The organism is uncultured Arthrobacter sp. (genome assembly GCF_947493765.1).
Classification (GTDB): domain Bacteria; phylum Actinomycetota; class Actinomycetes; order Actinomycetales; family Micrococcaceae; genus Arthrobacter_D.
Window position 1 is genome coordinate 85223 of the sequence record NZ_CANLSZ010000002.1, and the last position, 25477, is coordinate 110699.

At 70.3% G+C, this 25477-nt stretch carries 26 protein-coding genes and 3 tRNA genes; 13 read left to right on the plus strand and 16 right to left on the minus strand.

Annotated elements, in window-relative coordinates; all coding sequences use genetic code 11:
- Positions 1-2 precede the first annotated feature (2 nt).
- The 5 genes from Q0747_RS03315 to Q0747_RS03335 all read right to left on the minus strand — a co-directional run bounded on the left by Q0747_RS03315 (position 3) and on the right by Q0747_RS03335 (position 2762).
- Positions 3-1352, minus strand: a complete 1350-nt coding sequence (locus tag Q0747_RS03315; protein ID WP_298251844.1) for an ABC transporter substrate-binding protein — start codon at positions 1350-1352, stop codon at positions 3-5.
- Between the two features lie 266 nt (positions 1353-1618).
- A complete protein-coding gene (locus Q0747_RS03320; protein ID WP_298251845.1) occupies positions 1619-2140 on the minus strand; it encodes a hypothetical protein in 522 nt (173 codons plus the stop codon).
- A gap of 244 nt (positions 2141-2384) precedes the next feature.
- Positions 2385-2457: transfer RNA gene (locus tag Q0747_RS03325), tRNA-Phe, on the minus strand.
- Between the two features lie 71 nt (positions 2458-2528).
- Positions 2529-2602: transfer RNA gene (locus Q0747_RS03330), tRNA-Asp, on the minus strand.
- Positions 2603-2689: 87 nt separating this feature from the next.
- Positions 2690-2762 (minus strand) — tRNA-Glu (locus Q0747_RS03335).
- Between the two features lie 218 nt (positions 2763-2980).
- Here Q0747_RS03335 and Q0747_RS03340 point away from each other — a divergent pair.
- Positions 2981-3340, plus strand: coding sequence for a metallopeptidase family protein (locus Q0747_RS03340; protein ID WP_298252264.1), 360 nt, complete (start codon positions 2981-2983; stop codon positions 3338-3340).
- Positions 3341-3365: 25 nt separating this feature from the next.
- Here Q0747_RS03340 and Q0747_RS03345 read toward each other — a convergent pair whose 3' ends face one another.
- A complete protein-coding gene (locus Q0747_RS03345; protein WP_298251846.1) occupies positions 3366-4385 on the minus strand; it encodes a universal stress protein in 1020 nt (339 codons plus the stop codon).
- Positions 4386-4646: 261 nt separating this feature from the next.
- Between Q0747_RS03345 and Q0747_RS03350 the strand changes: the two genes are divergently transcribed.
- The gene (locus Q0747_RS03350; protein WP_298251847.1) at positions 4647-5297 is read left to right on the plus strand and encodes an FAD-dependent monooxygenase; all 651 of its coding nucleotides are present in this window, start codon (positions 4647-4649) and stop codon (positions 5295-5297) included.
- Between the two features lie 16 nt (positions 5298-5313).
- Here Q0747_RS03350 and Q0747_RS03355 read toward each other — a convergent pair whose 3' ends face one another.
- Positions 5314-5976: a copper resistance CopC family protein gene (locus tag Q0747_RS03355; protein WP_298251848.1), complete on the minus strand. Its 663-nt coding sequence runs from the start codon at positions 5974-5976 to the stop codon at positions 5314-5316.
- Between the two features lie 159 nt (positions 5977-6135).
- Here Q0747_RS03355 and Q0747_RS03360 point away from each other — a divergent pair, with 159 nt between their 5' ends.
- On the plus strand, positions 6136-7587 hold the full coding sequence (locus Q0747_RS03360) for an NCS2 family permease (protein ID WP_298251849.1): 1452 nt from the start codon (positions 6136-6138) through the stop codon (positions 7585-7587).
- A gap of 21 nt (positions 7588-7608) precedes the next feature.
- Here the strand turns inward: Q0747_RS03360 and Q0747_RS03365 are convergent, their stop codons facing one another.
- Positions 7609-8403, minus strand: a complete 795-nt coding sequence (locus Q0747_RS03365; protein ID WP_298251850.1) for a 3-hydroxybutyrate dehydrogenase — start codon at positions 8401-8403, stop codon at positions 7609-7611.
- Between the two features lie 109 nt (positions 8404-8512).
- Between Q0747_RS03365 and Q0747_RS03370 the strand changes: the two genes are divergently transcribed.
- Complete coding sequence (locus tag Q0747_RS03370; protein WP_298251851.1) at positions 8513-9415, plus strand: LysR family transcriptional regulator; 903 nt, start codon at positions 8513-8515, stop codon at positions 9413-9415.
- Positions 9416-9427: 12 nt separating this feature from the next.
- Here Q0747_RS03370 and Q0747_RS03375 read toward each other — a convergent pair whose 3' ends face one another.
- The 5 genes from Q0747_RS03375 to Q0747_RS03395 form a co-directional block, all read right to left on the minus strand.
- The gene (locus Q0747_RS03375) at positions 9428-10240 is read right to left on the minus strand and encodes a spermidine synthase (protein WP_298251852.1); all 813 of its coding nucleotides are present in this window, start codon (positions 10238-10240) and stop codon (positions 9428-9430) included.
- Positions 10240-10443, minus strand: coding sequence for a hypothetical protein (locus Q0747_RS03380; RefSeq protein WP_298251853.1), 204 nt, complete (start codon positions 10441-10443; stop codon positions 10240-10242). The genes Q0747_RS03375 and Q0747_RS03380 overlap by 1 nt, the downstream gene beginning before the upstream one ends.
- Positions 10444-10728: 285 nt before the next feature.
- Positions 10729-11070 carry a thiamine-binding protein gene (locus Q0747_RS03385; protein ID WP_298251854.1) on the minus strand — a complete coding sequence of 114 codons (342 nt, stop codon included), beginning with the start codon at positions 11068-11070 and terminating at the stop codon, positions 10729-10731.
- 32 nt (positions 11071-11102) lie between these two features.
- A complete protein-coding gene (locus Q0747_RS03390; RefSeq protein WP_298251855.1) occupies positions 11103-12377 on the minus strand; it encodes an Nramp family divalent metal transporter in 1275 nt (424 codons plus the stop codon).
- A gap of 70 nt (positions 12378-12447) precedes the next feature.
- On the minus strand, positions 12448-13788 hold the full coding sequence (locus Q0747_RS03395) for a cation:proton antiporter (RefSeq protein ID WP_298251856.1): 1341 nt from the start codon (positions 13786-13788) through the stop codon (positions 12448-12450).
- Between the two features lie 106 nt (positions 13789-13894).
- Between Q0747_RS03395 and Q0747_RS03400 the strand changes: the two genes are divergently transcribed.
- Positions 13895-15115: an MFS transporter gene (locus Q0747_RS03400; protein ID WP_298251857.1), complete on the plus strand. Its 1221-nt coding sequence runs from the start codon at positions 13895-13897 to the stop codon at positions 15113-15115.
- Positions 15116-15128: 13 nt separating this feature from the next.
- On the plus strand, positions 15129-16172 hold the full coding sequence (locus Q0747_RS03405) for a zinc-dependent alcohol dehydrogenase family protein (protein WP_298251858.1): 1044 nt from the start codon (positions 15129-15131) through the stop codon (positions 16170-16172).
- 45 nt (positions 16173-16217) lie between these two features.
- On the opposite strand, the gene Q0747_RS03410 is transcribed toward Q0747_RS03405, so the two are convergent.
- Positions 16218-17471 (minus strand): amidohydrolase, encoded by a 1254-nt coding sequence (locus tag Q0747_RS03410; RefSeq protein ID WP_298251859.1) that lies wholly within the window; start codon positions 17469-17471, stop codon positions 16218-16220.
- Positions 17472-17577: 106 nt separating this feature from the next.
- Between Q0747_RS03410 and Q0747_RS03415 the strand changes: the two genes are divergently transcribed.
- From Q0747_RS03415 to Q0747_RS03430, 4 genes are all read left to right on the plus strand, one after another.
- Positions 17578-18222, plus strand: coding sequence for a nucleoside/nucleotide kinase family protein (locus Q0747_RS03415; RefSeq protein WP_298251860.1), 645 nt, complete (start codon positions 17578-17580; stop codon positions 18220-18222).
- A 137-nt stretch (positions 18223-18359) separates the two neighbouring features.
- Complete coding sequence (gene soxR, locus Q0747_RS03420) at positions 18360-18812, plus strand: redox-sensitive transcriptional activator SoxR (protein WP_298251861.1); 453 nt, start codon at positions 18360-18362, stop codon at positions 18810-18812.
- Between the two features lie 34 nt (positions 18813-18846).
- A complete protein-coding gene (locus Q0747_RS03425; protein ID WP_298251862.1) occupies positions 18847-19368 on the plus strand; it encodes a flavin reductase family protein in 522 nt (173 codons plus the stop codon).
- Positions 19369-19397: 29 nt separating this feature from the next.
- A complete protein-coding gene (locus tag Q0747_RS03430; protein WP_298251863.1) occupies positions 19398-20021 on the plus strand; it encodes a superoxide dismutase in 624 nt (207 codons plus the stop codon).
- On the opposite strand, the gene Q0747_RS03435 is transcribed toward Q0747_RS03430, so the two are convergent.
- A complete protein-coding gene (locus Q0747_RS03435) occupies positions 20011-20991 on the minus strand; it encodes an alpha/beta fold hydrolase (protein WP_298251864.1) in 981 nt (326 codons plus the stop codon). The genes Q0747_RS03430 and Q0747_RS03435 overlap by 11 nt on opposite strands.
- A 60-nt stretch (positions 20992-21051) precedes the next feature.
- Positions 21052-22407 (minus strand): MFS transporter, encoded by a 1356-nt coding sequence (locus Q0747_RS03440; protein WP_298251865.1) that lies wholly within the window; start codon positions 22405-22407, stop codon positions 21052-21054.
- A 197-nt stretch (positions 22408-22604) separates the two neighbouring features.
- Here Q0747_RS03440 and Q0747_RS03445 point away from each other — a divergent pair, with 197 nt between their 5' ends.
- The 3 genes from Q0747_RS03445 to Q0747_RS03455 all read left to right on the plus strand — a co-directional run bounded on the left by Q0747_RS03445 (position 22605) and on the right by Q0747_RS03455 (position 25468).
- Entirely contained in the window at positions 22605-23060 is a 456-nt protein-coding gene (locus tag Q0747_RS03445; protein WP_298251866.1) for a GtrA family protein, read from the plus strand.
- Positions 23061-23205: 145 nt separating this feature from the next.
- Positions 23206-23949 carry a hypothetical protein gene (locus Q0747_RS03450; protein ID WP_298251867.1) on the plus strand — a complete coding sequence of 248 codons (744 nt, stop codon included), beginning with the start codon at positions 23206-23208 and terminating at the stop codon, positions 23947-23949.
- 55 nt (positions 23950-24004) lie between these two features.
- Positions 24005-25468, plus strand: coding sequence for a YdiU family protein (locus tag Q0747_RS03455; protein ID WP_298251868.1), 1464 nt, complete (start codon positions 24005-24007; stop codon positions 25466-25468).
- Positions 25469-25477: the final 9 nt, after the last annotated feature.

Genomic DNA, 25477 nt, shown 5'->3' on the forward strand with positions numbered 1-25477 from the left:
GGTCAGGAGGAGGGCCAGCTGTCCTCGACGGACTTCGTGATCTCGTCCGTGGAGGAGCCGTTGATCCAGTTCACGATGCCGCTCCAGAAGGAGTTGGCGCCGACCGCGCCGGGCATCAGGTCCGAGCCGTCGAAGCGGAAGACCGTGTCCGGATCCTGCAGGAGTTCGATCGACTGGCGATCGAGGTCCGACTGCGCGATCTCCGGATCGAGCCCCTTGTTGGCGCTGATGGCTCCACCCTGCGACACACGGGCGTTGGCGAACTCGGCGCTGGCCAGGTACTGCTGCAACGCCTGGACCTCCGGGCGGTCGGCGTACGCGCCGATCAGCTCACCGCCGCCGGTGATCGCGGTGCCCATGGACTCGTCGATCGGAGGCGTCATGAACGCCCAGACATCGCCGTCCTCGGCCACCACGGTCTCCTCCGGCCAGTTGTTGGCCTGGAACGAGGCCTGGTGGTGCATGGCGCACGTGCCGTCGAGGACGGGCTGGCCTGCGTCGGCGAACGGGGTGGAGAGGATGGAGCGCACATCACCGAAGCCGCCGTTGACGTACTTGTCGTCCTTCAGGATCTCACCGACGCGGTCGAACGACTCGACGATCTGCGGATCGTCGAAGGGGATCTCGTGCGCCACCCACTGGTCATACACCTCGGGGCCGTTGGCGCGCAGGACGGCGTCCTCCACCCAGTCCGTCCCGGGCCAGCCCGTGGCCTCCCCGGACTCGAAACCGGCGCACCAGGGCTTCATGTCCGGTTCGTCGGCTGCGATCTTCTCGGTCAGCTCCATCATCTCGTCCCAGGTGGCCGGGATCTCCCAGCCCTTCTCCTCGAACGTCGCCGGGACGTACCAGACGTAGCCCTTGACGTTCGCGAGCATCGGCGCGGCGTAGAAGGTGCCATCGATCGTGCCGTAGTTCTTCCAGTCCTCCGACCAGTTCTCGTCCACGAGGTCGGAGACCTCCTGGGGAGCGGGGACCAGGTTGGACGCCTGGGCCGCCAGCAGCCCGGGCTGCGGGAAGATGGCGAGATCCGGGGCGGTGCCGCCCTGGGCGCGGACGCCGATCTGGGTCTCGAACTCCTTGGAACCCTCATAGGCGACGTCGATCCCCGTGCACTCGGCGAAGTCCGTCCAGGAGTTCTCCAGCCTCTCGGCCTCGATGTCGACGATGGTCGAGTAGACACTGACCTCCGCGTCCTCGAACGTCCCGTAGGACTCGTAGTCGGCGCAGTCCGTGTCGCCGGATCCTCCGGCGTCGTCCGATCCTCCGTCCCCGCAGCCGGCGAGGGCCAGCAGGGAGACGCTGAGGGCCGCGATGGGCAGGGTCAACTTCCGTGAGCGAATTCTCGCCATTGCACAGACTCCTTCGTCCTGCGGTCCACAGTGCTCTCCGGGGTGCCCGTGTACTGCTGCCGCCCCGCTGCTGCGCCGCTTGTTCCTGATTACGTATCGTCACAGTAAGCGCTTACATCGCATGCGACAACAGAGATCCTGCCGTCAGGCGTATCGATACGCAACTGTGACCCGCCTCACCCTGCGCGGCGGGACAAGTCTGCTGCCTCATGCTCCCGGGATGCGTCCGCCGGACGGGCGGTCCCACCGCCCCGTGGAGCACCCGGTCAGGGGTGCTCGCAGTGCTGCCCGAGCCAGTCCTGTACTGGTTCCATGGCGCGCCGGAAGGCTGCCTCGTCGAAGGTGCCCGAGCCCGTGGGCGGCGCCTCGACCGAGTGCGCGAGGACCTCGAAGTCGTCCTGCAGGTCCGCGGGGAGCTTGTCCCGGAGGTCGAGGAGTTCCTGCTCGAGTTCCACCATCCGCCCGTGGTCCTCGGAGGAGCGCAGGCCCAGGGGCGCCAGCACGGCCGTGGTGAGCCCGCCGGCGACGATCACGCAGTGGGGGGAAGGCCCGGCTTCCGTCGACGGTCCGGTGCTCCCGGACCCGGAGGCGCCACCCTCGGGGACCGCGGCATCGGGAACCGGGGCAGCGGGGGCGTCATCCTCGGCCGTCCCGCCGTCCGGCGGCGCCACGTGGGGTTCGGCGGGCATGGTGAGCGTGGCCCCGGCCGGTGGACCCGCTTCCTGACTGCATCCGGTCAGGACCACGGCCAGGAGGCAGAGACCGACGACGGGATGCAGGATTCTCACGGAAGCCCTTTCGTCTCGACGCCGGGATCGGTCACACGGAGCCGGACCCGTCCCCACGGTGCCGCATCCGGGGCGGCCCCCGGCGCGGGTACCGCGATGCTACTGGTCCAATCCCGGCGTTGGCTGGGAGAGGCGTCGGCGGGGAGGCAGTGCCGTCGACGTGCTGGTGTCGCCGCTGGGCCGCGGGACGGGGACGGCACGAAAAAACCCCGCGCTCCGTGGGGAACAGCGGGGTCTTCAGCGGTGGCTCCGACCGGCGTCGATCCGGTGACCTTTCGATTTTCAGTCGAACGCTCTACCAACTGAGCTACAGAGCCTTGCGACCATCGTGCCGATGATCACCGTATCCAGCGCGAGCTGCATCCGCGAGGGGATCCAGCCGCCTGAGCGACCCTGACGGGACTTGAACCCGCGACCTCCGCCGTGACAGGGCGGCGCGCTAACCAACTGCGCTACAGGGCCTTGCTAACTTCATGTGCCGTTTTGCACGAGCTTCAGCCTACCAGCACTTACTGCTCCGATCGACCGCCCGTGAGGGCCACCCATGCGTACCCCCAACGGGATTCGAACCCGTGCTGCCGCCGTGAAAGGGCGGTGTCCTAGGCCGCTAAACGATGGGGGCCTTGACCATCCAGAGGTCGTGCTGTTCATCGGACGGCAAGCATTTCCGAAGGATCATTCCCTGGCGTGGACCTACAGAACTATAGGTCCAGATCACCGATTACACAAAATCATCGAGGACGCCGTTCCGCCGCCGCCGCACGTCGCGCCAGGGTCCGCTCCCTGTCCGGGCGAGGTGGGCCACGCCGAGGTCGGTACGATCAGGGCGTGCCCTTCGAGATGAGCCTGACCGAGTTCGAGGAGGCGGTCGACGACGCGATCGACCGCATCCCCGACGATCTCGCGCAGTCCATGGACAACGTGGCCATCTTCGTGGTGGAGGAGTACGAGCCCGGCCCCGCCGAGCCCGCGGACACACAGCTCCTGGGGCTCTACGAAGGCACTCCGCTGACCGAGCGGGACGCGTGGTGGGACGCGGGCTCGCTCCCGGACCGCATCAGCATCTTCCGTGGGCCGCTCATGAGGCTCTGCGACTCCAGGGAGGAACTCGTGGAGGAGATCCTGGTGACGGTCGTCCACGAGATCGCCCACCACTTCGGCATCTCCGACGAACGTCTCCACGACCTCGGCTGGGGCTGACGGCGCCCGACCGGGTCACCCGACGTCAGCCGGCAGGGGCGATCATGGGCCCGAAGGAGTCCCGGTCCTCGAGCCGGGGGTCCGCCCTGTCCGGGACCACCAGCACCGGCCCGCGCGCGTGGTGCAGCACTGCCTGGCTCGTCGAGCCCACGAGCATCCCGGTGAAGCCGCCGCGACCCCGCGTACCGACCACGAGCAGCTCCGAGGTCGCCGACGCCTCGATCAGGACCTCGGCCGGTGACCCGTCCACGAGATCCACGTGGATGTCCACGTCCGGGAAGTGGCTCTTCAGCCAGTGCTGCCCGGCTGTGAGCTGCACGGCGAGATCCGCGTGGAGTGCCTCCCTGTCCACCGGAGCCGGGACCCAGGAGAGCGACCCGCTGAAGGGCGCCACCGAGCAGATCACGCGGAGGGCCAGACCCCTGGACCGCGCTTCCTCGGCGGCGACCAGCGATGCCATGCGGGCCTGCTCCGAACCGTCTACCCCGACCACGACGATCGGCTCGACAGCCGTGGGCTGCGTGCCGGCGTCCCTGCCCGGGGTGCTGCCCAGTTCCGGGTGCCCGAGTCGCGCCGAGGCGCAGACGGGGATGATCGCCGTCGGGCACTTGGCGTGCGCGGGCAGGGCGCTGCTGACCGACCCGAGGAGGCGCCCCACGAATCCACCACGGCCACGCGAACCCACCACCATCAGTTCCGCCTGCTCGGAGAGGTCCAGGAGGACTCCTGCCGCATCGCCCGTCTCGATCCTCGGCCGCACGTCGACGTCCAGGTGCTGCACCTGGGCCAGTGCGCCGTCCAGGACGGCCTGCGCACTGTCCCTGATGACGTCGTCGTCGACGATCGCGTACCCCGCATCCATGCTCGAGGCCGCGAAGACCGGGACGGTGTACGCCGTCACCACGTACAGCGGGGTGCGGCGCCGGCGCGCCTCCGCCGCCGCCCACAGCAGGGCGCACGTCCCCTGGTCCGAGCCGTCCACCCCGACGACGATCCCGTGCTGCGCCGGTGACTGCGACGATCCCTCTGCATGCCCGTTGCCCACGACAGGCCTCCCTCGGTCGCGTGTCCCCACCGCCTCGCGCGGCCGGTCCCCCCTTTGTAACCCACAGCAGAAGATCGGTCTATCAAGTGTCCGAAAAGTTATATAGGCTGCAGGAACCCGTGGCGGGGGGGTCCGGTCATCCCGACCGGGGACCTGCCGTGCGTAGTGCTCTTGGTTGACCCGTTCGCAATCAAGAGTCCGTACGGCCCGGAAGAGGCGCCGGGCCGTACGGGACCATGGCTTTCCTGTGGAGGTATCCCGGTGATTCCCTTGCCGTTCGACGCTGCGCGCCGTGCATCAGGCACGTGCGGGCCAGCGGAGCAGACCAGTACCGTGGTGATCGGCTCCGGCCTGTCCGGCCTCGCCGTCGCGAGCGAGCTGAGCCGGCGCGGCGTCGAATCGATCGTCGTCGAGGCCCTGGAGTGCTCCGACTCGGGCACCATGCGCACCGTGCTGGCGGACGCCGCGTCGCTGTCGGAGCGCACCGAGCTCATGCGCCTCCTGCGCGGCTACGCCTCGGCCCACTGCCTCGACGTGCGCCAGAGCACCGTGGCCGGGCAGCTGAGCATCATCGGCCATCCCTCCCTCATCGCCGCACGCCTCGGCCGGAAACAGTGGGCGGTGCAGACGGCCGATGGCGTCCTGCTCGCCGACCACGTGGTCCTGACGAAGTACCCGCAGAACGAGCTGCGCCGGTTCCTCAGGGCCATGGGCGTCGCCGTCGGGAAGGATCTGAGGACGACGCTGCGCAGCATCGGTCTCCATCTGATCGGGGTCGGTGAGCCACTGACCCCCACCACGCGGGAGATCGTGCGCCAGGCCAAGCTCGTCAGCGACGCCATCGCCACGGGGGGACCGGCGACGGCGCACCACACCGCTCCGCCCGCCGGGACCACACCGCTGAGCGCCTGAACGTCGGTCCCCGGAGTTACCGGCTGCCGCCGAGGCGCTTGCGCGCGGTGAAGGCCAGGACGCCGACGATCACCACGAGTGCCGTGATCATCAGCACGATGCTCCAGGGGAAGTCGCTGACGCCCGCGGTCTGCGACCCGGCCGCAGGCTCGTCCTGCACCTCCGCCGGGCCGGCCGTGGTGATCGAGTCGAGCGACGCCGTCGAGCCCTGCTGGGTGGTGAACGAGAAGACCCCCTCGATGGGGTGGGAATCCGAGCTGACCACGCGCCAGGAGACCGTGTACTCGCCGGCCGGGGCGTCCGCACGCAGGGCCTGCGTGGCCGTGCGGTCCACGATCTGCACGGGCCCCTCGGCCCAGTCCTCGCCGGACCCGTCGAGGACCTCCACCTGCGCCCCGATACCGGAGGGCACGCTGGTGAAGCTGAGCTCCACGCTCGGTGGCAGGACGGCCACGGTGGCGCCCTCCGCCGGGACGGTACCGGTCAGCTCGTCGTGCGCGACTGCCGCGCCACCCGCCCCGAGGAGCATCACCGTCGCGAGGAGGAGGGCCAGGACGGCGGCGACCACGGTGTTCACGGCGGCCACGGGACGACGGCGCCCGGAACCACGGCGCCCGGGACGACGGTGGTGCCTCGACGTGGACGGGTGCAGGACGCGCGGGGAGAGGGAGGCAGGCATGCTCCAACCCTACGCGGAGGCCCCGGCGCACGGGCCCTCCGCCGCTGCGGAGCCGGTCGCGGCGGATGCGCGGGGCGGCGTCACGAACCGGTGGTCAGGGCGGGGCCGGGATAGGATGTCTGGCGTCGACGCCCGCCCTCCTCCGCCCTAGGATCGCCCATGCCCAGAACTGGTTCCGCGCTGGACCGCTACTTCTCCGTCACGCAGCGCGGGTCGACGTTCTCCCGTGAGCTCCGCGGCGGCCTGGCGACCTTCTTCGCCATGAGCTACATCGTGGTCCTCAACCCGCTCATCCTCGCCGGGGCGGATTCTGCGGGCACCGAGCTCGGCCTCGGCCGCGTCGCGGCTGTGACGGCCCTCGTGGCCGGCATCCTCACCATCGCCATGGGCGCCTGGGCCAAGTACCCGTTCGCACTGGCCACGGGGCTCGGCGTGAACGCCTTCGTCGCCATCACGGTCGCGACGAACCCGGGCCTGACCTGGCCCGACATCATGGGGCTCGTGGTGCTCGCGGGCCTGACCATGTTCGTGCTCGTGCTGACGGGCTTCCGGACAGCTGTCTTCAACGCGGTCCCGGAAAGCCTCAAGACGGCGATCGTCGTGGGGATCGGCCTGTTCATCGCCCTGATCGGTCTGGTGAACTCGGGCTTCGTGCGGCGCATCCCCGACACGGCGAACACCACGGTACCGGTGGGCCTGGGCTTCGGCGGCGTGCTCATCGGCTGGCCCACGCTCGTCTTCGTCGTCGGCCTCGTCCTCACCATGGCCCTGGTGGTCCGCAAGGTGCGTGGCGGGATCCTCATGGGCGTGCTCGGCGCCACGGTCCTCGCGGTGGTCCTCGAGGCCGCCTTCGACATCGGCCCCAGTGTGTCGCCCGGAGAGGAGCCGAACCCGGCCGGATGGTCCCTCGTGGTCCCCGAGCTCCCCACGGGCACCTGGGTGGGGATCCCGGATCTGTCCCTCGTGGGCAACGTGAGTCTCTTCGGCGCCTTCGGCCATCTCGGGGCCACGGCCGCACTCCTGCTGACGTTCACCATCCTGCTCAGCATCTTCTTCGACGCGATGGGCACCATGGTGGGGCTGGCGAACGAGGCGAAGCTCGTGGACGCGAAGGGCAACATCCCCGGCGTCGACCGGGTCCTGGTGGTCGACGCGCTCGGTGCCGTGGCCGGCGGCGCCGGATCCGTGTCCTCGAACCAGATCTACGTGGAATCCGGCGCCGGCATCGGCGAGGGCGCGCGGACCGGCCTGGCGAACGTGGTCACGGGGATCCTGTTCCTCCTCGCGATGTTCTTCACGCCCCTCATCAGCCTCGTCCCGTTCGAGGCCGTGGCGCCGGCGCTCGTGGTGGTCGGCTTCATGATGGTGGCGCAGGTGGGTCGGATCGACTTCGACGACTGGGGCGTGGCCATCCCGGCGTTCCTGACCTTCACCCTCATGCCGTTCACGTACTCGATCGCGAACGGCATCGGCGCCGGCTTCATCGCCTTCGTGCTGATCCGCGCCATCCAGGGCCGTGCCCGCGAGGTCCACCCCCTCATGTGGGTGGTCGCGGCAGCATTCGTGGTCTTCTTCGGCCTCGGCCCCATCGAAGAACTGCTCGGCGTCTGAGGGCCGGTGCGGGCCCGGCTCTCAGCGGGCAGACCAGCCGCCGTCCATGACGTAGGACGAGCCGGTGACCATCCCGGCGTCGTCGCCCGCGAGCCAGGCGACGACCGAGGCGACCTCGCGGGGCTCGACGAGCCGCTTGATCGCCGACTCGGTGAGCATGATCCGGTTCATCACCTCGTCCTCGCTGATGGAGTGCAGGCGGGCCTGATCGGCGATCTGGTCCTCCACGAGAGGTGTGCGCACGTATCCGGGGTTCACGCAGTTGCTCGTGACGCCGTGCTCGCCGCCCTCGAGGGCCGTGACCTTCGAGAGCCCCTCGAGCGCGTGCTTGGCCGTGACGTAGGCGGACTTGTACGGCGAGGCGCGCAGGCCGTGCACGGAGGAGATGTTGATGATGCGGCCGAAGCCGCGCTCGTACATCCCGGGCAGGGCGGCGCGGATCAGGAGGAACGGCGCCTCCACCATGAGGGTCTGGATGCGGCGGAAATCGGCCGGCTCGAAGTCCTGGATGGGGCTGACCACCTGGATGCCGGCATTGTTCACGAGGATGTCCGCCCGTAGGGACAGGTGCTCCAGTGCGATCGTGTCGAGGAGGTCCACCGCCCAGGACTCTCCCCCGAGGTCCTCGGCGACACTCCGGGCACCGTCCTCGTCGCGGTCGGCGACCACCACCGTCGCACCCCGCGCCGCCAGGGCCCGCGCGCAGGCTGCACCGATGCCGCTCGCTCCCCCGGTGACGACGGCGCGGCGCCCGCTGAGATCGCCCTGCGCGGAGCTGCTCCCGGCGTCGTGCTGCACGTCTGGATCGGGACTCATGGCTGGCCTCTTCTCGCTCGGGGGACGGGTCCGGCACTCCCGAGTATCTCTGCCGGACCAGGGCGCTCCAATGACCACTTCGGCACCGTCACTCTGCAATACTGCACACATGGCCGACCCGAACGCCCAGGATCTCCTCGTCCTGCAGGCCGTGGCCCGGTCGGGCCGCTACACCGCCGCGGCCCACGCCCTCGGGCTCAACCACACGACCGTCTCCCGCAGGATCGCCGCCCTCGAGAAGGCCCTCGGCGGGCGCGTCCTCTCCCGGGCGGTGGACGGCTGGGAGCTGACGGCGCTCGGCGCGCGTGCCGTCGCGGCCGCCACGGAGATCGCCGCCGCCGTCGCGCACCTCACCGATGACGACGCCGGGACACTCAGCGGCGTCGTCCGCCTCAGTGCCACGGACGGTTTCAGCGCCTACATCGCGGCGCCCGCCTTCGCCCGCCTGCGCACCGGGAACCCGGGGCTCAGCGTCGAGATCGTCGCGACCACCCGCCGCGCCTCACAGACGCGGACCGGGCTCGACTTCGAGGTGGTGGTGGGGGAACCGCAGCTCCACCGCGCGGAGGCGATCCGGCTCGGCGCCTACGTGCTGGGCCTCTACGCCTCACGGGACTACCTGGCGGCGCACGGGACGCCGTCGGAGCTGGACGACGTCCTCGCGCACCCGCTGGTCTATTTCATCGACTCGATGCTGCAGGTCGACGGACTCGACACGCCCCGGCGCCTGCTGCCCGCCATGCGCGACGCGCTGAGCTGCACCAATGTCTTCGTCCACGTGGAGGCCACCCGCGTGGGCGCGGGGATCGGCCTGCTGCCGTGCTTCATGGCGGACCGCCACGCCGATCTGGTGCGGCTCCTGCCCGACGTGGTGGCCGAGCAGCTGGACTACTGGCTCGTGGCGCGCCCGGACGCGTTGCGCCGTCCCGCCGTGGCCGCCGTCGTGCAGGCCCTCCGCGAGGGTACCCGCGCGCTCGAACCGCAGCTCCTCGGGCAGGATCGACGCGCGTAGGCCATGATCTGATCAGTCGGTCAGGACCTGTGCCCCCGCGGCGAAGGCCCGTACGCGGGCGTCCTGCCAGAGCTGCGCCGGCATCCCCCCGCCGAGCAGTTCGCGTGCCAGCCCCGGGTCGGTGCCCAGGGGTGCGTCGCTCCCGGCGATGATCACGTTGCCGAGGCGCCGGCCCTTGAGCATGGCCGGGTCGGCGATGATCACGGTGTGCGCGAACTCCGCGCCGATGGTCGCCGCCTCACGCCTGGCCAGCGCGAGATCCGGCCTGTCACCGCAGTTGACGACGTACACGCCGTCCGGCGCGAGCGGGCGACGGACGGCACGGGTGAACTCCCTCGTGGTCAGGGACACCGGTGTGGTGCTGCCCGCGAAGACGTCCCGGATGACGAGATCGCGGCTGTCCTCGCTCAACGACTCCGTCACGGCGCGCGCTTCGCCGACCCTGATGCGCATGAGGGGCGCCCGCGGCAGATCGAACCACCGGCGCACCAGGTCCGCGAGGCGCCCGTCGAGTTCGACGACGACCTGCCGGGATTGCGGGTGCGACGCCGTGAAGCGCCGGGCGAGGGAGCAGGCGCCCCCGCCGAGGTGGAGGGCGCGCAGCCGGTCCGGAGCGGCCCAGCGCGAGTCGACGAGGGAGGCGATCCAGCGCATGTACTCGAAGTCCAGCCGCAGCGGGTCCACGAGATCGATGTGGGAGCTGGGCACGCCGTTGATTCGCAGCACCCAGCCATCCGGGTTGTACGGATCGGGCTCGAGTTCGCAGGTCCCGGTGTCGATGGGGAACTCCCCGATCTCGGGGTGCGCACCCGCGGGTCTCGCCATCAGCCCCACCGGAGGTCGGTTCGTGCGACGGCGGGCTGCTGGCCGGCGGGCTGCTCACCCGGCAGGTGGTCGCCGGTAGGCCATGCGTCAGCGGGATGCACGGTGGCGTCGTCGACCGCGGGCTGCCGGCCGGCGCGCCCTACGGCAGCGGGATGCACGGCAGCGTCGACGACGGACGGGGCCGGTCGGGCGGTGGAGGGCATGCTTCCCATGCTAGCGGCGGTGTGGTGGCCGTCCCGTCGCTGCCGATGGGTCGGGACCGGGGACTTCCGATCCGGTGTGCGGCGTGTCGCCCCGGACGCGCCGTCCGGAGGTCGATCTGCGATCCGAAGACCCCGGTCCCGTACGCCCCGGCGCGCGAAGACCCCGAAGGTCAGGCGCCCGGCCATCCGATGCATCGACGTGCAGCAAGCGAAGAGCGGGCGCACCGGAAAGCCTCGCCCGGGACAGCGCCGGCGCCGACCTGCACTACGCCGGCCCGGCAGTGGTCAGGAGTGGCCCTCGTACTGCTCCTGATCGGTGATGGCCGCCTCCAGCCGCTCCACCTTCCCGGTGAGCTCGCCCGTATGCCCGGGCCGGATGTCCGCCTTCAGGACCAGCGAGACGCGGCTGCCGTAGCGGCCCGCAGCGTCGGTGGCGTTCTTGACGACGGCCATCACCTCGTCCCAGTCGCCCTCGATCGTGGTGAACATGGCGTCGGTGTGATTGGGCAGACCCGACTCACGCACGACGGCGACCGCGGCGGCCACGGCGTCGTGCACCGACCCCTCGGGATTCTCGCGTGAGGTGTCGGAGGAACCGGACGGGGCGACGCTGAAGGCTACGAGCATCCTCCCAGTCTGGCACGGGGGTGGCTCGATGGTCAGCCCCCGGTGACGGCCTTAACCAGCTCGTTCAGTCCGAGCACGAGGAACACCACGGTGGTGATGACGAGGAACACGTTGGAGAGCCACCTGTTCCGCCACTGCTGTGCCAGGCGCGAGCTGTTGAGCAGTACCAGCAGCGTGATGGCGAGGAAGGGCATGAACAGCGACCCGAGCACCCCGTAGAGCAGGATCAGGAAGAACGGCCGCCCGAGCAGGAGCAGCAGCATGGGCGGGATGGTCAGCCAGAGCATGTAGGCGCGGGCGGGCCTGCTGTGCGATCCGGGGGCGTCGTCGTCGGAGAGATCGTCCGCCTTCTTACGGAAGTTGGCCCAGAAGTCGGCGAACATGAGGCTGACGCCGTGCCACACCCCCAGGAGCGAGGAGAACGACGACGCCCAGAACCCGACGAGGAACACCTTGGCCCACACCACGCCGTAGCGGTCCTCGAGCACTGCCCCCATGTCGAGGAGCCCGCGGTCCCCGCTCTGGAGCGAGATGTTCGCGGTGTAGAGCAGTTCCGCGCCGAGGATGAGCATGCAGATCACGAAGATGCCGGTCATGGTGTACGCCACCGAGTTGTCCACCCGCATGACCTTCATCCACTTCGGCCTGTTCCAGCCCTTCTCCCGCAGCCAGTACCCGTAGGCGGCGAGCGTGATGGTGCCGCCCACCCCGCCGGCCAGTCCCAGGACGTAGAAGACCGATTCGGCGGGCAGGGTGGGCACCAGGCCGGTGAGCATCGAGGGGATGTTCGGCAGCGCGAGGACGGCCGAGCCGACCACGGAGACGAACATGATGCCGACCATCACGGTCATGACCTTCTCGAAGAGCCCGTACCGGCCGAACCACACCAGCGTCAGACCGATCAGGCCAGAGGCGACGGCGAACACGTTCAGGGGGACGGCCGGGAAAAGGGCCTGCAGGGGCAGGGCCGTGGAACTCATGGCCGTCGCTCCGTACACGAAGCCCCAGATGATGACGTACGGGCCGAAGTACCAGCTGGTCCAGGCCCCGAGTGTCCGCCAGCCCTGGAAGATCGTCTTACCCGTAGCGAGGTACCAGCGGCCCACGCCCTCCACCAGGATGATCTTGAGGACACAGCCGATCACCGCCGCCCACAGGAGGGCGTAGCCGTAGCGGCTCCCCGCGATCAGCGTGGCCACGAGATCACCCGCGCCGACGCCGGTGGCTGCGGCGAGCAACCCCGGCCCCACCAGCCGCCATCTCGGTTTCTCGAGCTCGTCGACGCCCGTACTTCCAGGATCAGCCACTGTGTGCCCCCTCGGAGTCCCGTTGGTGCGTCGAGCCTAGCAAGGGCGTGGCGGTGCGCCTACGGTTCGGTCACGACGTCATGGACGCCTCGCGGCGGCGCAGCCACTCGCTGGCAGGGGCGGTGGACAGACCGTGGATCACCACGGAGAGCGTGATGGCCAGGGTCGTGTAGACGAACAGGTCGTGGTTGCCGGTCATCCGCTCGGCAAGGGTCGCGTAGAAGAGCGCAGAGATGCCGACGGGGCCGAACCAGCCGAGGAACACGGTCTCGGGCACGCTGTGTACCCGCCGCAGGAGTGGGCGCAGGACCAGGAGATCCACGGCCCGGCGGAGGAGGAGCGCCGCGAGGACCACCGCGGGGGCACTCCACCCGAGCGTCGCCCACGCGTCGAACGGCAGGGCGAGGCCGAGCAGGATGAAGACCGGCAGCAGGAAGAACCTGTTCACCACGTCCTCCACCGCGTCCTCCTGGTCCTCGTCCCGCTGCGGGATGACCTGGCCGAACACCGCTGCTGCGACGAAGACGGCGAGGACGGCGTCGGTCCCCAGCAACTTGCCCGCGCCGAGCAGCAGGAGGGCGAAGGGCAGGAGGAAGCCCAGGTAGGAGTTGTCCTCCATCAGGCCCCTGTTCTTCGCGAGGACGAAGATCCTGGCCAGGAGGTATCCCGCAAGCGCTCCGAACAGGGCGGCGCCGAGCACCTCCCGGAGCAGCACGGAGACCAGCAGATCCCGACCCGCCGTCTCCGGCGAGGTCAGGAGGAGGACCGGCAGGAGGACGAAGAGGTACCCGAGCCCGTCGTTGAGCCCGCTCTCCGAGGAGATGTCGTACCGCACACGCCGCGGGATCTTCGCCTCGGCGAGGGAACCGGTGACGATCGGGGTGGAGACCACGGGGTCCGTGGGCGTGATGATCGCCCCGAGTGTCAGGGCCACGAGGAACGGCACACCCAGCAGCGCCCAGAGGACACCCGTGGAGACCGCCCACATGACGGGCATGCCGAGGACGATGCTCGCGACGACCCAGCGGCGGTTCCGTCGCCAGTAGCCGTGCGGCAACCGGAGGGCCACGCCCGCGAGGCCGACGGCGAGCGTGATCCGCGCCGCCTGCTCCAGCAGTTCGCCCGTCGGTACACCGAGATCCTCGATGCGCACGACGCCGAGCACGGCCGGGCCGAGGAGCACGCCCGTGGTGAGCGCCAGCACCGGCCCGGGGAGACTGATGCGCTGCAGCGTGGAGGAGAAGAGCGAGAGCAGGAGGATGGTTCCCGCGAACAGGGTGAGGAGCAGATCGATGTCCAGGGCCGGGACCGCCTTCCGAGGGTCAACAGGGGGATCGTCACCAGAGTAATCCGGTGACCGTCCCGTGTGCCGGGCTTCGAGGAGCCTCTCCCCGGTCGCATCGGGCGGCACACGACGCTGCTGATCCTCCTGCCGCCCCCTACGCTTGGTCCCAGTACGCCTCGGCTCTCGATGGTGCAGCCGGGGGATCACTGCCACGTTCTCCGATGGGTGTTCCTTGTCTGCTTCGCCTCCGACGGTGTCCGCCGCCGCACCCTTCCCGTACCTCGGTCTGCTCTCGCTGGCCGGTGCCATCTTCGTCTCCGTGACCAGCGAGTTCCTGCCCACGGGACTCCTGCCGGCCATGGCGCGCGATCTCGGGGTGGGGCTGTCGACCGCGGGCTACCTCGTGACCATCTTCGCGGGGACCGTCGTCGTCGCGACCACGCCGTTGGCCGCGGTGACCCAGCGCTTCTCCCGCAAGTCGCTGATCGTCGTCGTGCTCCTGGTGATCGCGGTGGCCAATGTCCTGGCGGCGATCGCACCGACGTACGGCGTCCTGGTGGCAGCGCGCATCCTGGGCGGGTTGGCGCACGGTCTGTTCTGGGCCGTGGTCGCCGCGTACGCCGCGCACCTCGTCCCGGCACACCAGCTGGGCAAGGCGGTGGCCATCACCGCAGGGGGCGGGACGGCGGCGTTCGTGCTGGGCGTACCCGTGGGGACGGCGATCGGCAATGCACTGGGCTGGCGTGCGGCGTTCACCATCATCGGCGTCGTCGTCCTCGTCCTCGCCCTCGTGATCGTGAAGTTCCTGCCCCCGGTGGAGCACCGTGTGGAGCGTGCGGCGGGCGAGGAACGGGTCCCGGCGCGCCGGGATCCGAGCATGAGGGCCGTGCTGCTGCTCTGCGCGGTGATCCTGATCGTCCTCACCGGGCAGAATCTCTTCTACACCTACATAGCCCCGTGGCTCACGGAGATCTCCACCTTCGCCCCGGAGGGGATCGCGCTGGTCCTCTTCCTCTACGGCGGAGCGGGCATCATCGGCCTGATCATCGCCGGCTATGCCACCGACCGCTTCCCGCGCAAGGCGTTCGTGGCCGTGCTGCTGCTGGTCATGGTGGCGGTCCTGACGCTCGCGCTCGCCCCGTCGAACACCGCGGTGGTGCTGCTGGCGGTGACCGTGTGGGGTGCCGCCTTCGGGGCGATCCCGGCCATGCTGCAGACGAGGATGATGCGCACGGCCTCGCACCGCATCCGCGATCTCTCCGCAGCGCTGCAGACCACGGCCTTCAACATCGGCATCGCCAGCGGCGCCCTGTTCGGCGGGATCCTGCTCGACTCCGTGGGTCTGGGGGTCCTCCCCTTCGTCCTGATCGTCCTGCTGGGCGTGGCACTGGCCCTCAGCCTGACCACCGACACCGTGACGGGGCGGAGGGAGCGCCGCAGGCTCCGCCCCTGACTAGAGTGGCCTGATGCGCGCTGTGTGGTTCGACCGCTTCACCGAACGCCCCGTCCTCCGCGACGTCCCGGACCCCGTTCCGACGCCCCGCGGCGTCGTGGTCCGCGTCGAGGCGACGGGCCTGTGCCGCAGCGATGTGCACGGCTGGCTGGGGCACGACGACGGCATCGCCCTGCCGCACGTCCCCGGCCACGAGCTCGTCGGCACCATCACCGCGGTGGGTCAGGAGGTCCGGAGGTTCGGCCCCGGGGACCGCGTGACCACCCCGTTCATCTGCGCGTGCGGACGCTGTCCCGAGTGCGCCGCGGGCAACGGCCAGGTCTGCAGGAACCAGACGCAGCCGGGCTTCACCCACTGGGGGTCCTTCGCCGAGCAGGTGGCGCTGCACGACGCCGACACGAACCTGATCGCGGTCCCCGCCTCCCTCGACGCCGGCGCCGCCGCCCTGCTGGGCTGCCGGTTCGCGACGTCGTACCGCGGCCTGGTCCACCAGGCGCGGCTGGAGGCCGGCCAGTCCCTCCTGGTGGTGGGGTGCGGAGGCGTGGGGCTCAGCGCCGTCATGATCGGCGTGGCCCTCGGCGCGCAAATGATCGCGGTGGACGTGGACGACGCCGCACTGGAGCGTGCGCGCCGTTTCGGGGCCGTCCACACCGTGGATTCCGCCGGCCTGTCGGTGGAGGAGGCGGTGCACGCCGTGCGCGCCGCAGTGCCGTCGGGTATCGACGTCTCCGTCGACGCGCTGGGACGCGAGCAGACCGCCGCCCTGGGCATCCTGTCCCTGCGCCCGCGCGGGCGCCATGTGCAGATCGGGCTCTTCCCCGCGGACCCGGTGGTGCCCATGGGCGCGGTGATCAGCGGTGAGCTCACCGTCCTCGGCAGCCACGGCATGCCCGCCCGGGACTATCCCGGCCTGCTGGACCTGATCGGCGAGGGCCGGCTGCGTCCCCAGGATCTGATCGAGCGGACCATCCCCCTCTCCGCCGTCCCGGACGCCCTCGTCGCGATGGCGGGTGACCGGTCGGTGGGTGGGGTGACCGTCGTCGATCCGCGTCTGTGAACCGACCGGTTCCGCAGGCGGGACCGCCACGGCCCGAGGAACCGGTCAGCCGCGGAACAGACCCTCGAGCAGATCGACCGCGATGACCAGCGCGTCCTCGTCCACGTCGAAGCGGCGGTGGTGGTGCGGGGCCGGGTTCGAGGCGCCGACGAAGATGTAGGTGCCCAGTCCGCCCGCTTCCTGCACCTCGCGGATGAGCAGGTGCGCGTCATCACTGCCGCCGCCGGAGGGTCCGCTGGGCGTGAACTCGGAGATCGCCGCAACATCCCCCGCCGCGCGCGCCACCTCGGCGAGCAGCGCCTCGTCCGGCTGGGACACCGCGGCGCGGCCGTACACCGTGGTCGAGGCCTCCACCCCGTACATCCGCGCGGCCCCCTGCACGGCGTTCTCCGCACGCAGGTTCAGGTCCTCGAGGACGGCGTTCGACGTCGACCGGGTCTCATAGGTGATGGTGGCGAGCGCCGGAATGATGTTGGCGCTGCCGTCGGCGTGGAACGTGCCCACATTGACGCGGGTGTCCGCCTCGGCGAACCGGGTCAGCCCGAGGATCGCGAGCGTGGCCTGGGCAGCGGCGGCGAGCGCATGGCGGCCCTTCTCCGGTGCCGCGGCAGCGTGCGCCGCCTCGCCCTCGAAACGAGCGGTCCACTTGGTGGTCGCCATCGCGTCCGTGACCCCGCCGACCACGGCCCCCGTCGGCAGGTCGCCGCCGAGGTGGACGGCGAGCATCCGGTCGACCCCGCGCGTCACACCCGCGTCGATCATGGGCTGCGCCCCGCGGACCCCCTCCTCGGCGGGCTGGAACATGATGCGCACCGTGCCGGGGAAGTCGCCGTCGCGCAATCGCTCGGCCAGTGCGAGACCGATCGCGGCGTGGCCGTCGTGGCCGCACGCGTGCATGTAGCCCGTGGTGGACCGGAAGCCGCCTGCCGCCGGGGCGTGCCCGTCACCGGTCTCCTCGTCGACGGGAAGGGCATCGATGTCCACCCGCAGGCCCCACGTGGGGCCGGGCCTGTTTCCCTCGAGCTCGGCGATGATCGCGGTGCCGTGCTCCTGGAAGTAGGCGACGTCGTCGGGCGGGGTCCCGGCGTCCACGGCTCGTGCTCCCCACGTATCCATCTCGACGCGGGTGGGCGGCACCGCGATCCGGTCGACCGCGATGGCGGCGGCGCCGGTGGTGGCCCGGACCCCCATGCTCCTGAGCTCGGCGAGGACGACGGAGGCGGTGCGGTATTCGAGGAATCCCGGCTCGGCGTGGGCGTGGAACCGGCGGCGGAGGGCGATGATCGTCTCGGGCTGCATCCTCCGACCCTACGCAGGATGAGCGCGGGTATCCGGCGCAGCGGCGTGACGTACCCTGCTTGAACCCCGTCCGAACGATGTCGGCCATCCGGCCGAAGGAGGCCCCGTGGAGACCGTACGGATCCGCACCATCCACGATCTTCATCACCTCCTCCCCCGGCCCGCGCCGAACGAACGGGTCGTGCTCGGTCTCGTCGGAGCACCCGGCGCCGAGAAATCGACCGTTGCCGGGATGATCGCGGCCCTCGACCCGGTGGCCCATGCCCTGGTGCCGCTGGACGGCTTCCACCTGGCGGACCGGGCGCTGACCTGCCTCGGTCTCCTGGACCGGAAAGGGGCACCGGAAACCTTCGATGCCCACGGCTACGCGACCCTCCTCACCCGGCTGCGGAGCAGGCCGGCCGAGACCGTGTACGCGCCGGCCTTCGAACGCGAGCTCGAACAGCCCCTCGCCAACGCGTTGCCCATCCCGGCGTCGGCGACCCTGCTCGTCACGGAGGGCAACTACCTGCTCCTCGACGCGCCGGGGTGGCGGGAGGCCCGGAGCCGGCTCGACGAGGTCTGGTTCCTCGACGTGGATCCGGCCGTTCGACGGCGCAGACTCATCGACCGCCACATCAGGTTCGGCAAGGAGCCCCGGGAGGCCGAGGCCTGGGTGCGACGCGTGGACGATCCGAATGCCGCACTCGTCGAGGCCACCCGGCACCGGGCCGACCGCGTGCTCGACCTCGGCGACCGGACTCCTGCCTGAACTGCGTCGGCTCCCGTGGGAGTCGACGCGAAGGAGAAGGCGCCCGGGCATCGATGGGGGCAGGACCACTCCGTCCCGGCCGCCGCTACGCTGGCAGGACGACGCCGGAGCGCCGGGTAACGGCAGGAAGGAATGCAGTGCCGAACGAGCAGGATCTGTCCGTGGGGCAGCTGGCCGCGCGCAGCGGCGTCGCCGTCTCCGCCCTGCGCTTCTACGAGCGCCAGGGCCTCATCCGGAGCCGGCGCACCACTGGCAACCAGCGCCGCTACGACCGCTCGATCCTGCGCCGGGTCGCCGTGATCCGCGCCGCCCAGCGGGCCGGGATCCCGCTCTCCACCGTCGCCGAAGCCTTCGCCGAGCTGCCCCGGGACGGCGTTCCGGACCAGCAGGACTGGCAGCGGATGTCCGCTGCGTGGCAGCAGGAGATCGCGCAGCGCATCTCCCAGCTGGAGCACCTGCGGGATCGCCTGGGCGGCTGTATCGGGTGCGGCTGCCTGTCGCTGTCCATGTGCAGCTTCGTCAATCCGGACGACGCCGCCGCCCGTCGCGACGGGACCGCGACCCTTCTGGACCCCGACCACCCGATTTGACCTCAACCAATGTTCAGGTTCTACGGTGAATCACATGACAGCATCCCCGGGCCACGCCGCCCCCACCGCCGAGCTCTTCAAGGACGCCTTCCGGGCGCATCCTGCAGGGATCGCGGTCATCACGGCGCAGGGCGCCAGGGGGCCCGTGGGCCTGACGGCGTCGTCGGTCTCCTCGGTCTCGGCGGACCCGCCCGTACTGGCCTTCTCCGTGTCGACGGCATCGGCGTCCGCAGCGGCCCTCGTGGAGTCCGAGACAATCGTGGTGCATCTGCTCGGCGCGGACCAGCTCGACATCGCGAAGCTCTTCGCCACCCGCGGGGCCGACCGTTTCTCGGGGGCCGTTGAGTGGCGCCCCCTGGCCTCGGGCGAACCGCTGCTGGTGGATGCGCCGTGGGCCCTGCGCTGCCGCATCCTGCACCGCATGCCGGTGGGTGGGTCGATGATCCTCGCGGCCGAAGTGCTGTCCATCGAGCCGGGGGCGCACAACGACGTCGCACCGCTCGTCTACCACAATCGCGCCTATCATCGGCTGGGAGACCAGTCGCTGCTGGGCTGAAGGAACCGAACACCAATCAGGAGGATTGCATGAGCGAGTACGTACTGCCGGATCTGGACTACGACTACGCGGCCCTGGAGCCGCACATCTCGGGCCGGATCATGGAACTGCACCACTCCAAGCACCAGGCCACCTACGTCAAGGGCGCCAATGACGCCCTCGCCCAGCTCGCCGAGGCCCGCGAGCAGGGCCAGTTCGCGACCATCCCCAAGCTCTCCAAGGACCTGGCGTTCCATGTGGGCGGGGTGATCAACCACAGCATCTTCTGGAAGAACATGTCCCCCGAGGGCGGCGACAAGCCCGACGGTGAGCTCGCCTCCGCCCTGGACGGGGCGTTCGGGTCCTTCGACGCGTTCCGGGCGCACTTCACGGCCGCGGCGACGTCGCTGCAGGGCTCGGGCTGGGCGGTCCTGGCGTACGAGCCGCTGGGGAAGAACCTGGTGATCGAGCAGCTCTACGACCAGCAGGGCAACGTGCCCGTGGGCACCATCCCGCTGCTGATGCTCGACATGTGGGAGCACGCCTTCTACCTGGACTACGTGAACGTGAAGCCCGACTACGTCAAGGCGTGGTGGAACCTGGTGAACTGGGCCGATGTCCAGGCCCGCTACCAGGCGGCGACCGCCGGGGCCTCCACCCTCATCACCCCCTGACACAAGAGCACTGACACCCGAGCACTGACACCTGAGCACGTCGCATCGGGAATGCAGAAGGCCGCCCTCCCGAGGAGAGCGGCCTTCCGCGTTCACGTGGGGACTGCCCCGTGGAGGCTACTTCGCCAGGAACTCCAGCAGGTGCCTGTTCCACTCCTCGCGGTGGGACACGGTGACACCGTGCGGGGCGGCCTCGATGAGCACCGTCTCGCTCGTCGGGATGGCCTCGCCCGTGCGCTTGCCACTGACTTCGAAGGGGACGATCGTGTCGGAGTCGCCGTGGATGACGAGCGTCGGGACGGTGATCCTCGTCAGATCGTCCCGGAAGTCCGTCGTCGCGAACGCCGTGGTGGAGTCGAGCGTCCCCTTCGGCGAGGCGGCGAGCGCGATGGAGAGGTTGTACGCGATCTGCTCCCCGGCTCACCAGCGGCTTGTTCAGCAGGGTCTGCTTGCCGGCCGTGAAGAACATCCCGAGGAACTCGGCGAGGAACGCCGGACGGTCCTCCGTGAGGCCCGTGGTGAACCAGTCCGCCAGCTCCTGGTCCACGCCGCCGTCGGGGTTGTCCTCGGACTTCCAGAGGTACGGCGGAACGGCGCTGGCGAAGACGAGCTTGCCGATCCGCTCCTCGCCGTAGGTGCCCACGTACCGGGCGAGCTCGCCGCCACCCATCGAGAAGCCGACCAGGACGGCGTCCTGGAGATCGAGCTCCTCCAGCAGGGCGTGCAGATCTGCGGCGAAGGTGTCGTAGTCGTACCCGGACCAGGGCTGCGCCGACGCACCGAAGCCGCGGCGGTCGTAGCTGATGACACGGTAGCCGGCCTCGACGAGCGCGGGCACCTGCCCCTCCCACGAGCGAGCGCTGAGCGGCCAGCCGTGGATCAGGACCACCGGCCGGCCGGTGCCGTAGTCCTCGTAGTGGAGTTCGACGGCGCCGGTCGGGGAATCGGACGGGATGCTGAGGAAGGGCATGCTGGACCTTTCGTGCTCGGGTGCGGACCGCCGTGCGGCCCTGACGGGTGGTCTTCGGAGTCAGGACACCGCCGGATGGTGTCCCGCCGGGGCCAGGTACTGCGCCGAGATCAGGCGGTACGACCTCGTCAGGAACGCGGCTCCGGCGAGGAGCACCAGGACGGCCCCGGCGATGACGAACACGAGGGCGATGCCACGCGCCTCGCCGTCGCCCAGCAGACCGCCGAACGTGCCGCGGCCGGCCTCCGAGTTCATGTACGGGATGATCAGGAACTCGGCGAGCGGTGCGATGAGGAAGGCGGAGATCGGGGCCGCCGCCGATTCGAAGGCCGCCGCGAAGCCGAAGACCCGGCCCTGCGTGGCGAACGGCACGACCTTCTGGATCACCGTCTGCTCCGACGCCTCGACCGCGGGGATCAGCAGCATGTACAGCCAGACGCCTGCGGCGTAGAGCCACCACCAGTCGCGGATCGTGAAGAGCGCCCCGAGCACCCCCATGAGGACGACCAGGAGCAGCATGGTGCGGATGGGGTTGCGCCCCAGCCCGAACCTCGCGATCACCAGACCGCCGATGATGAACCCGGTCGAGGAGACCCCGAGCACCACGCCCCACCACTCGACCGGGAAGAGCTCGAGGCCGTAGGGGTCCATGAGTGCCATGTAGACGCCGCCGATGAGGTTGTTGAAGGTGGAGAAGACGACCAGCGCGAACAACCCGGTGGCTGCGCGCACCGCCGCCACGCTGCCGCGCAGATCGACGAGTGGCTGCTTCCCGGCGCCCCGCTGTGGCTGCTGCTCGGGGATCCGCAGGAAGAGCAGGTGCGCCAGGGCCGCCGCAGGGAGCACGATCGCGATCGCCAGCGTCCACCCCATGCCGAGCAGCCCGACGGACAGCCCGCTGAACACGCTCGTCACCAGGAAGGCGAGTCCCTGCACCGTACCGACCAGGCCGTTCGCGTGGGCATGGCGCTCGGTGGGGATGAGCAGCGTGACGGTGGTCGACAGCGCGATGTTGCGCATGTTCTCGACCACCGCCCCGAAGAGGATGATGCCGCTGAACAGCCAGAACCACGGCGCGCCGAGGTCGAGGAGCGCCGCCTCGGGGAACATGAGGTACAGGCCGCCGCCGATGCCGAAGGAGACGAGGGTGACGGCGCCGGCGAGCACCATGACGCGGTGCTTGCGAGTACGGTCGACGACGGTCCCGAACGCGAGGGAGAAGACGGCCACGAACAGCATGTAGGCACCACCGATGATGCCGGTCGCGAGCACGGAGAGCGTCTCGAGGTAGACCCAGAACGTCAGCGCGAACCACAGGAAGCTCGTGGTCACGTTCGCGACGGCGGTGTTCACCAGGATCTGGGCGAACGTCCGCGCACCGGACGGCGGCACGGCCGACGGGGATGCGGGTGTCATGGAGGCTTCGCCAGCGCGGTCCATGGACCAATGGTCCCCGATCCGGGCGGAGGAGTCACCCTTCGCCGCCCGACGTGCGCGCCCTTCTCCGGCGCGTCGTGGCGTGATCGGGGCATCAGTACCCGCTGACCGGGATGATTGGTTGCCTGGATGACCGGAGGAATAGACTGCGGTGTCGACGATGAAGGAGCCGGTTCGTGCGGGGTGTGCTGAGGAGGCTCGGATCCTTCACCGCAGTCGGAACCGTGGCCTTCGTGGTGGACATCATCCTGTTCAACATCCTGTCCTCGGGATTCGGCGTCGCGCCCATCCTGTCGAAGATCATCTCGGTCGCTGCCGCGACAGGGGTCTCGTGGCTCGGCAGCAGATACTTCACCTTCCGGGAGCTGGGCGGGCGTTCCAAGCGCCAGGAAGCCGTCCTCTTCGGGCTGACGAATCTCGTGGGACTCGGGATCGCCGCGGGATGCCTCTTCGTCTCGCACTACGTCCTCGGACTGACCAGCGCGCTCGCGGACAACATCTCCGGCAACGTGGTGGGGGTCCTCCTGGGTAATCTCTTCCGGTACTTCGCCTACCGCTTCGTGGTCTTCCAGCCCCCCGCACGGTCGTCCGGGCGGACGAGCGGTGACCGGACCACGGCCGGTCACGAGTAGGCCCGACACAGCCGCCAGCGGGTGGGCTTCGGCCCGGGAGCGGCGTACCATGAACGGGGTGGCCGGCAGCGTTCCGCGCAGTCGCGTACCCCTCGTCTCGTCCCACCCGAACGACTTGTCTCGTCCCACCCGAAAAGACCCCGCCATGCGTGCCTCTCTCGTCCTCACTACACTGGCGATCAGCTCCGGCCTGATGCTGTCGGCACCAGCGGCCGTCGCCACCACGATGCCCACCCCGGTGCCACCGACCGTCGTCGAGCAACCGCCCTCCGACCAGCCCGTGGTCCCTGCGGTTCCCACTGCCCCGGTGGTCGTGCCTCCCGTCGAGACTGGCGGGCCTCCCCTCGAGACCGCAGACCCTCCGACCGGGACCGTCGAGTCCCCGCCGGTCGAGACGACCCCGGGAACGGATCCGGGACCAGGCCCGGAGACCTCAGCCCCGGTGCAGACCACCCCGGAGGCGACCACGCCGCTCTCCGGACCGAGCGCCCCGACCGGCGAGGTGCCCGGTACGGCGCCCACGGCGGACGGGAGTGCCAGGACCCCTGCCCGCGGCGTGGTGCCCGCGGAAGCACTGGAGGCAGGTGTGGGCATTCCCGCGCAACGCACCCTGCCGCGCATCGCCGACCCTGCCCCTGCTGCCGGCGGACGCTCCGTCGTCCGGACCCCGGACACCCCGGCGTCGCCCGCCGCCACGAGGACATCGTCGGAGGCCGCCGTCATCCAGCCGGACGAACCCGTACAGGCGGACGAGGCGACAGGCACGCTGCAGGCCGGCGTCGCGTCCTCCTTCAGGAACACGGCCGCCGGGATCCTGAGCGTCGTCGCGCTCCTGCTGGCGGTGGCGGTCGCCGTCGTGGCCCAGCCCCGACGCAGGCGCACGCACTGATTCGATTGGATCGGATCGGATCGTCCAGGGTGTCGGGCGCGCGTACGGTGGAGGGATGAGCGCGCCTATCCGGTCCAGGATCACCGTCGACGACCACTTCGCCCGGGACCTGCCCGAGATGGCTGTCGCCTGGCAGGCGGACGCGGCCCCGGCGCCACGCCTCCTAACCCTCAACGAACCCCTCGCGGCCGAGCTCGGTCTCGACGCCGCCGGCCTCCGCTCCCCCGAGGGTCTGGCCCTGCTGCTCGGGACGTCCCCGCCCGACGGCGCCAGCCCCGTGGCGCAGGCCTACTCCGGACATCAGTTCGGCAGCTTCAACCCGGGGCTCGGCGACGGCAGGGCCCTCCTCCTCGGTGAGCTCACCGACACGGCCGGTCGGCTCCGCGACCTCCACCTCAAGGGATCGGGGCGGACGCCGTTCGCGCGCGGCGGCGACGGTCTTGCCGTCGTCGGGCCCATGCTCCGCGAGTACATCGTGAGCGAGGCGATGCACGCCCTCAACATTCCGACCACCCGCTCGCTCGCCGTCACCGCGACCGGACGCGAGGTGCGCCGCGAGAGGCTGCTGCCCGGCGCCGTCCTCACCCGCGTGGCCGGCAGCCATCTGCGCGTGGGGAGCTTCCAGTACGCGGCGGCCAGCGGGGACCGGAGCCTCCTGAAGCGCCTCGCGGACCACGCCATCGGCCGTCATTACCCCGAGTCGGGCTCCGCCGAGCGGCCGTACCTGGCGTTCTTCGAGTCCGTGGTGAGCGCGCAGGCGGCCCTCGTGGCGCAGTGGATGCTCGTGGGCTTCGTCCACGGCGTGATGAACACCGACAACATGACCATCTCGGGCGAGACCATCGACTACGGACCGTGCGCCTTCATGGACGTCTTCGACCACGGTGCCAGCTACAGCTCCATCGATCGCGACGGCCGCTACGCCTACGCCAATCAGCCGCCCATCGCCGAGTGGAATCTCGCGCGCCTCGCCGAGACCCTGCTCCCGCTCATCGCCGAGGACCAGGAGGAGGCCGTCCGGCTCGCGGTCGCGGCGCTCGAGGCCTTCCGTCCGCAGTACACCGCGGTGTGGCTGGCCGGCATGAGCGCCAAGCTGGGACTGCCCGACGACGTCGACGGGGCCGTCGCGGCGTCGCTGGCCCGGGACGTGCTCTCGCTGCTGCAGGACAACCACGTGGACTACACCGCGTTCTTCCGCGGTCTCGCCTCGGCCGCCCGCGGCGATGCGCGCCCGGCACGCGACAGGGTGCTCGACGTCGCCGCCTTCGACGCCTGGGCCGCCCGCTGGCTGGCCCTGGGCCCCGATGCGGACGCGATGGACCGGGTCAATCCGCTCTACATCCCGCGCAACCATCTGGTCGAGGAAGCGCTCGAATCGGCGACCCTCGGAGACCTGGGGCCCCTGGACAGGCTGGTCGACGCCGTCACCCGGCCCTTCGAGGAACGCCCCGGGCTGGAGCGCTACGCCTCCGGGCCGCCGGAGGACTTCGGCGCCTACACGACGTACTGCGGGACCTGAGGCGACCAG

What these genes read in the sequence shown, in the direction of transcription:
- Q0747_RS03315 (WP_298251844.1), bottom strand. Translation starts at nt 1,352, where the DNA reads ATGGCGAGAATTCGCTCACGGAAGTTGACCCTGCCCATCGCGGCCCTC.
- Q0747_RS03340 (WP_298252264.1), top strand. Translation starts at nt 2,981, where the DNA reads ATGAGCCTGACCGAGTTCGAGGAGGCGGTCGACGACGCGATCGACCGC.
- Q0747_RS03355 (WP_298251848.1), bottom strand. Translation starts at nt 5,976, where the DNA reads ATGCCTGCCTCCCTCTCCCCGCGCGTCCTGCACCCGTCCACGTCGAGG.
- Q0747_RS03360 (WP_298251849.1), top strand. Translation starts at nt 6,136, where the DNA reads ATGCCCAGAACTGGTTCCGCGCTGGACCGCTACTTCTCCGTCACGCAG.
- Q0747_RS03365 (WP_298251850.1), bottom strand. Translation starts at nt 8,403, where the DNA reads ATGAGTCCCGATCCAGACGTGCAGCACGACGCCGGGAGCAGCTCCGCG.
- Q0747_RS03370 (WP_298251851.1), top strand. Translation starts at nt 8,513, where the DNA reads ATGGCCGACCCGAACGCCCAGGATCTCCTCGTCCTGCAGGCCGTGGCC.
- Q0747_RS03375 (WP_298251852.1), bottom strand. Translation starts at nt 10,240, where the DNA reads ATGGCGAGACCCGCGGGTGCGCACCCCGAGATCGGGGAGTTCCCCATC.
- Q0747_RS03380 (WP_298251853.1), bottom strand. Translation starts at nt 10,443, where the DNA reads ATGCCCTCCACCGCCCGACCGGCCCCGTCCGTCGTCGACGCTGCCGTG.
- Q0747_RS03385 (WP_298251854.1), bottom strand. Translation starts at nt 11,070, where the DNA reads ATGCTCGTAGCCTTCAGCGTCGCCCCGTCCGGTTCCTCCGACACCTCA.
- Q0747_RS03405 (WP_298251858.1), top strand. Translation starts at nt 15,129, where the DNA reads ATGCGCGCTGTGTGGTTCGACCGCTTCACCGAACGCCCCGTCCTCCGC.
- Q0747_RS03410 (WP_298251859.1), bottom strand. Translation starts at nt 17,471, where the DNA reads ATGCAGCCCGAGACGATCATCGCCCTCCGCCGCCGGTTCCACGCCCAC.
- Q0747_RS03425 (WP_298251862.1), top strand. Translation starts at nt 18,847, where the DNA reads ATGACAGCATCCCCGGGCCACGCCGCCCCCACCGCCGAGCTCTTCAAG.
- Q0747_RS03430 (WP_298251863.1), top strand. Translation starts at nt 19,398, where the DNA reads ATGAGCGAGTACGTACTGCCGGATCTGGACTACGACTACGCGGCCCTG.
- Q0747_RS03435 (WP_298251864.1), bottom strand. Translation starts at nt 20,991, where the DNA reads ATGCCCTTCCTCAGCATCCCGTCCGATTCCCCGACCGGCGCCGTCGAA.
- Q0747_RS03440 (WP_298251865.1), bottom strand. Translation starts at nt 22,407, where the DNA reads ATGACACCCGCATCCCCGTCGGCCGTGCCGCCGTCCGGTGCGCGGACG.
- Q0747_RS03450 (WP_298251867.1), top strand. Translation starts at nt 23,206, where the DNA reads ATGCGTGCCTCTCTCGTCCTCACTACACTGGCGATCAGCTCCGGCCTG.
- Q0747_RS03455 (WP_298251868.1), top strand. Translation starts at nt 24,005, where the DNA reads ATGAGCGCGCCTATCCGGTCCAGGATCACCGTCGACGACCACTTCGCC.